At 40.9% G+C, this 6,717-nt stretch carries 1 protein-coding gene, 1 other RNA gene and 4 pseudogenes; 1 reads left to right on the top strand and 5 read right to left on the bottom strand.

The window, feature by feature from the left end; genetic code table 11:
* Nucleotides 1-915: pseudogene (locus tag HMPREF0027_RS11445) on the bottom strand (integrase arm-type DNA-binding domain-containing protein); the annotation flags it as partial.
* 275 nt (nt 916-1,190) lie between these two features.
* Nucleotides 1,191-1,556: a transfer-messenger RNA gene (gene ssrA, locus HMPREF0027_RS11440) on the bottom strand.
* A 387-nt stretch (nt 1,557-1,943) separates the two neighbouring features.
* Between ssrA and rpoH the strand changes: the two genes are divergently transcribed.
* Complete coding sequence (gene rpoH, locus HMPREF0027_RS01135) at nt 1,944-2,888, top strand: RNA polymerase sigma factor RpoH (RefSeq protein ID WP_044024204.1); 945 nt, start codon at nt 1,944-1,946, stop codon at nt 2,886-2,888.
* A 109-nt stretch (nt 2,889-2,997) separates the two neighbouring features.
* On the opposite strand, the pseudogene mglC reads toward rpoH, so the two are convergent.
* The 3 pseudogenes from mglC to mglB form a co-directional block, all read right to left on the bottom strand.
* Nucleotides 2,998-4,008 (bottom strand): annotated as a pseudogene (gene mglC / locus HMPREF0027_RS01130) (galactose/methyl galactoside ABC transporter permease MglC).
* 16 nt (nt 4,009-4,024) lie between these two features.
* Nucleotides 4,025-5,530, bottom strand: a pseudogene (mglA, locus tag HMPREF0027_RS01125) (galactose/methyl galactoside ABC transporter ATP-binding protein MglA).
* Nucleotides 5,531-5,586: 56 nt separating this feature from the next.
* Nucleotides 5,587-6,525 (bottom strand): annotated as a pseudogene (gene mglB, locus HMPREF0027_RS01120) (galactose/glucose ABC transporter substrate-binding protein MglB).
* Nucleotides 6,526-6,717: the final 192 nt, after the last annotated feature.

The raw sequence follows: 6,717 nt of genomic DNA, 5'->3' as shown, positions 1-6,717 counted from the left end.
ACTACAGCCCCTTTTTTTAATTTGTCCTAACAGGGCTAAGGCTTGCCGTGATAACGTGATTCTATGTTCAATGCCGCGCTTCATTTGCTCTGCCGGAATCGTCCATATTCTGTTTTTCTCGTCAATATCCGCCCATTTCGCCGTAGCCGCTTCGTTCGGTCTTGTCATTGTGAGCAGTTGCCACAAAATCAAATAGCGTGTCTGTAAGTGAATCTAGGCGTTCTGTAACGTGAACATAAATTCGCTTAAATCCTCCGGCTTAAGCATTTTGAAATGTTCAACCGTAGGGCTGTCAAATTCCTTTGCGATATTTGCCGTAGGATTAAAAGAGATTAAGTCTCGGTGTAGAGCATAAGTCATGATCTCGTTATGTTTCTGAATCGTCCGTTTGAGCTTTTCTAAATGCCTTTCATCTTGATACTGCTTAAATGCCTTTAATGCCATTGGCGCGGTAATTTGGGAAATAGGCAAATGGCCAAAATGCGGTAATAAGCAACGATTAATCAGGCTTATAACGTCTTTTTGATAATTATCTGAAAAGTTCTTTTTGGTTTTGCGATACTCAAGCCACACCCACGCTACTGCTTCATAGGTATTATTCAGCTCATTTTGTTTCTCTTGTTCTTGCTGTTGGCGATAGATTGCCGGATCGATATTCTGCGCAAGTAAAGATAAATACTCCTCTCTAATTGCTCTTGCCTGCTGTAAGGAAATATCAGGGTATTTGCCAACGCCAATTAACGCTCTTTTCTTTGGCTGCGTGAAAGGCTTGTAATAGTTAAACCGTCATAACTTAGCCCCATTAGGCTTGACCAGCAGATAAAGCCCTTTGCCATCGGATAGGGTAAATTCCTTTTCCTGCGGCTTAGCTTTATCTATTTTCGTGCTGTTTAGCGGTGTGATTGTGCGTGCCATATCGCTTCTTTCTAAGAGTTGAAAATTATTCTGAATAACTCTGACGGCAATTCAGACTTTTAAAAAATCAGGTATAGCTAAAACATCGGTAACACTTTTTTCTAACAGGTTTTGTGCGATTTTAGTTATATCGGTTTTGTTATACGGCTGTCAGTATAACTAAAACCCAAGGATTTTATAGGATTGGGTAGGAATGCTTAGGATATAAAAAAGCCCTTGAAGTCAATATTTTCAAGGGCTTTTAGGATTTGATAAGTTTGCTTTGGATTGTATTTTGGTGGAGCTGGGGGGATTTGAACCCCCGTCCGAAATTACTCCATCTTCAGCACTACACGTTTAGTCTAGTCTTTAGTTTCACTTACCTCCAGCGGACAGACACGCAAGAAATAAGCTAGTTTGATTCAATTTAGTGTTTCGATCCTCAAACGGCGGCGTCCACACGATCTCGTTTTGGGTGACTTATCGTTGCCCTCGTCTTACGAGCGGAAGCTGAGGCGATAAGGCTATGAGCAGGTTATTAAGCTGCTAAAGCGTATTGCTCGTCGTTTGCGACTATTTTTTTGCGGTTTGTTTACGAGGCCTACCGCACCTCGACGTGCACCTTGGACTTCGCTAATCCCGTCGAATCCAAAATCAGCCCCAAAAGTCTTGTAATTCTAATGGAAAGCGGTTGATTTTGCAAATCTGACCGCTTGGTAAATTAATTCGAGTAGTTAATCCTTTTTTATAAAGGGTCGTTATGGCTTTCACATACCAACAAAAGAGCCGGAAAAGTTCGCTACTTTTCTTAACGTCAAAAAATGATTTTTATTGTGGTGTTTCTCAGCTACGTCTGTGCCTATTTAGTGTGCAACAATTTTAAATTAATGTCGAAATCCATTATGGTTACCAATGGCTGGGAAAAAGCGGATTTCTCAGTCGGGAACTCTGTTTTTTTATTATCGTCCAATGCTTTCGTAAGAAATCTGAACCGGATCATTCTAACGCTGTTATAATGTATGGTTCATGAATAGCCAATGAGAAATGAGATGAGAAAATTTAACGAACACGAGATAGAAGATGCAGAAGTTATTGAGTCGGATGATGTAGCAGAGTTGGGGAACGAGCCAAGCGAAGCAATGCATCCCGCTTTAGTGCAAGGCGGTATGCCTGTTCCGCAAGGGAATCTCGACAGCTATATTCGTATGGCAAATCAATATCCTATTCTCAGTGCCGAGCAAGAAAAAGAGCTGGCTGAACGTTATTATTATGACGAAGATTTAGAAGCGGCAAAACAGCTGATTCTTTCGCATATGCGCTTCGTGATTCATATTGCGCGCGGTTATTTAGGTTACGGGCTGCCGCTTGCTGATTTAATTCAGGAGGGGAATATCGGTTTGATGAAAGCGGTAAAACGTTTTGACCCGAATGTCGGTGTGCGTTTAGTCTCTTTTGCAGTGCATTGGGTGAAAGCAGAAATTCACGAATACGTATTAAAAAACTGGCGTATCGTGAAAGTAGCGACCACCAAAGCGCAACGTAAGTTATTCTTTAATCTGCGTAAAAACAAAAATCGTCTTGCTTGGTTTAATGAAGACGAAATCAAAAAAGTGGCAGAGGATTTAGGCGTATCGGTTGAAGAAGTGCGAGAAATGGAGTCTCGTATGACCGGTCAAGACTTAGGTTTTGATTTGCCTGCCGGTGAAGATGATGATGAGGCTTATGCGCCTTCAATGTATATTGAAGACAATAGCTCGAACTTTGCCGATGAACTGGAAGATGAAGAGCATACGGGCGAAGCAACTGCTCAACTGGCTTATGCATTGGCGACACTGGATGAACGTAGCCAAGATATTATTAAAACCCGTTGGTTGGATGAAGACAAAGCCACTTTACAAGATCTAGCGGATAAATACGGTATTTCAGCCGAACGTGTACGCCAATTAGAAAATGCGGCACTGAAAAAAATCAAAGACGCAATTACTTTAGAGTAATGTGCTATACGTAGATAAGCGGTCTATTTAGTTAACCACTTTAGGCAATAAAAAGCGGTACGATTTGCAAAAAATCTTGCAAAAAGCACCGCTTGGACAAGGACAATCTTTATTTTTTCTTCGCGTATTTGAGTGAGTCAATCGATACTGCAAGCACGATAATGCCGCCTTTAATAATATATTGCCAGTATGGGTTTACACCGATATAGGTTAAACCGTAGTTGATTACGGTAAAGATAATTACCCCGGTAACCACACCAATAATCGTACCGACACCGCCAGCGAATGAAACACCGCCCACTACACAAGCCGCAATCGCATCCATTTCATACATAAAACCGAGGTTATTAGTTGCCGAACCGATACGACCTGCTTCTAACATACCGCCGAACGCATAGAACACGCCGGATAACATATAAATACCCATTAAGTTAAGCGGTACGTTTACCCCTGAAACACGTGCCGCTTCCGAGTTACCGCCAATTGCAAAAATGTTTTTACCGAAACGGGTTTTATTCCAAAGTGTCCACATAATTAAGGTAGCGATTACCGCATAAATTGTGATGTACGAGAGTTTAAAATCACCGAAGCGGAAGAAGCCTTGCGCAAAAGAGGAGAAACTATCGCTAAAACCGGCAATTGGGGAGCCACCTACCGCATCGTAATAAAGTGAGTTGATACCGTAAACGATGATCATCGTACCCATGGTGGCAATAAACGGCGTTACGTTGAGATAAGCAATAACAAAGCCGTTTAATAAGCCGATAACCGCACCGACGGCACACACGGCAAGAATCACAACCGGAATCGGAATTTCGGATAAATTGGGGAATACTCTGTTCATATTTTCCATTGATTGCATTAAGGTCGCAGTAATTACCGCTGCTAACCCCACTTGGCGACCGGCAGATAAGTCGGTACCTTGCGTGACAATCAAACCGGCAACCCCTAATGCGATAATTAAACGTACGGAAGATTGCGATAAAATGTTACTGAAGTTACGTAAACTTAAGAAACTTGGGTCTTACGCAATAATGACAATTAACAAAACTAGTAGCACAACATAAATCGCATTTTGCTTAAAAAAATCCATGGTGCGATTTTGTTTTAAAGCGGACATACATCACTCCTTGCTTTTATAAATATTTTGCAGCGAGCTGCAAGATTTCTTCTTGAGAGGTTTTGGCGGTTTCCACAATGCCCGCCACTTTCCCGTTACTCATGACTAAAATTCGGTCGGTGACCCCTAATAATTCCGGCATTTCAGATGAAATCATAATGATTCCCTTATCTTTATTGACTAAATCGAGAATTAATTGGTAAATCTCAAATTTCGCACCGATATCAATGCCTCGGGCCGGTTCGTCCAACATTAAAATTTCCGGTTGGGTTAACAGCCAACGGCCGATAATCACTTTTTGTTGGTTACCGCCGGAAAGTGAGCCGATACTGGTTTGATGAGATGGTGTTTTAACGTTCATCGCATCAATCACCTATTGGGTATCACTGTTCATTTTTTTATTGCTGAGTAAACCTAATTTACCTAAGTAAGATTTCATATTTGAAATCAATGAGTTAAATTCGATACTGAGATTCGCATAAATCCCGGTTGAACGACGTTCTTCGGTCACCAACGCAAAACCGTTATTAATCGCTTCAAACGCATTACGGTTGTTTACCTGTTTACTGTTTAAAGTAATAGTACCGCCTGCTTTTTCACGCACACCGAAAATGGTTTCCACAATATCGGTACGTTTTGCACCGACTAAACCGGCGATCCCCAACACTTCTCCTTTACGCAATTCAAAGATAACATCTTGAATGGACGGTTGGTTTTTAGCGGTTAAATGTTCTACCACAAGTACGGTTTCTTTCGGTGTATTAGTTTTTTCCGGGAAACGTTGGGTCAGTTCACGACCTACCATCATTGCAACGATTTGTTCCATTGAGGTATCTTTAATCGCAACCGTATTTACCCATTTACCGTCACGCAAGATAGTAATTTCGTCACAAATTTTGAAGATTTCATCCATTTTGTGCGAAATATAAATAATGTCGCAGCCACGATCTTTTAATTTCTGAATGATTTTAAATAAATGTTCGACTTCTTTTTCAGAAAGAGAAGAAGTCGGCTCATCCATAATCACAATTTTGGCGTTGTACGAGAAGGCTTTAGCAATTTCAATCATCTGCATTTGTGATACGGATAATTTCGCCACTTTATCACGCGGATCGACATCGACATCAATATCCAATTCACCAAAAATTACTTTGGTATTACGGTACATTTTATCGTGATCGACAAACGGCCCTTTTAGTGGATAACGCCCAAGCCAAAGGTTATCCATGACGCTTACTTGTTTTACCAGATTTAGTTCTTGGTGAACCATCGAAATCCCGTTTTCAAGCGCCTCTTTTGAGGTTTTAAAATTTACCGATTTGCCTAAAAATAAAATTTCGCCTTCATTTTTTGTATAAATCCCGAATACACATTTGAGCAAGGTGGATTTACCCACCCCGTTTTCGCCCATTAAGGTGTGTACGCTATGGGATTTTACGGTTAAGTTAGCTTTATCCAACGCTTTTACGCTGGGAAAAGACTTACTAACATTTGTCATTGTGAGCAGTACTTCACTTTTCATATCTCACTCCCTAAAAAATAGGCACGAGTGATCCACCCGTGCCTAAACAACTTCACTTATTTTAAAAACTTATCTAGATTATCTTTATCTACGCCAACATAAGGAATACGTACGACACGTTCCTCAATTTTCCAGCTGGAGCCTTCATGCTGCTTTACCTTCTGCAAGATTTGCCGCTAATTGCACTACGGCTTTGCCTTGACCGGCAGCATCGTTAAGTACCGTACCAGCTAGTTCGCCTTTTTTGATTAATTGTAAGGCTTCAGGTAATGCGTCCACACCGAAGATCGGTAATTTACGACCGTGCGCTTTAGTCGCTTCTAATGCGCCTAACGCCATACCGTCGTTATTCGAGATAATCACTTCAATATCTTTCGCTTTACCTCTTGATAACCAAGCGTCCACTTTATCTTTTGCTTGTGCCGCATCCATAAAGATCTGTTCGCTTTGGATACCCTGTGCCGCTAAACCTTCCACCACGTATTTAGTACGTGCTTCCGCATCAGGGTGACCCGGTTCACCCTTTAATAGCGCATATTGCACTTTACCGTCTTTGTTTAAATCTAATGCCGGATTCGCTTTCTATTGTTTTGCAATTAAGTAACCTTGGATTAAACCGGATTCTTTCGGATCAGTACCTACATAGTAAGCTTTATCATAGCTTGCTACGGCTTTTGCACCCGGGTCTTTATTGAAGAACACGATCTGTAAATCTTCGCTTTTCGCTTTGTCGATAATGGTTTTGACGCTGAAGGGTCAACCAAGTTGATCGCTAATGCTTTTACGCCTTTAGACAGTAACACGTCCACTTGGTCATTTTGAATGGATTGGGTATTTTATGAGTCATTCATTAATAACTTCACATCTTTTAATTGATGCGCTTCTTTATCGATTGCTTTACGCATTAACGCCATAAAGTTATCGTCATATTTATAGATAGTCACACCGAGACGTGTTTCAGCTTGTGCGGTGCTAATGCCTGCGCCTAATGCAATTGCTAATGCTAAGGTGCTTAATACGGTTTTTTCATAGAGTTACCCTCTGGTATAAAATTATTATGATGAGCTACGGTTAAAGTAGTTGGGCGAAGCATACAACATCTCAGAAAAAAAATACTGTGATCATCTTCACAAATCCAAAAGAATGAAGTAAATAACTTAAATCCATAAGGTGTTTGTGGAATTTTA

It is taken from the genome of Actinobacillus ureae ATCC 25976 (assembly GCF_000188255.1).
Lineage (GTDB): Bacteria > Pseudomonadota > Gammaproteobacteria > Enterobacterales > Pasteurellaceae > Actinobacillus > Actinobacillus ureae.
Note: the sequence above shows the minus strand (reverse complement) of the source record. Positions and strands in the feature narration are given on the sequence as shown.

Bases quoted from the DNA above. Each gene is read 5' to 3' on its own strand.
- rpoH (WP_044024204.1), top strand. From the start codon at position 1,944: ATGAGAAAATTTAACGAACACGAGATAGAAGATGCAGAAGTTATTGAG.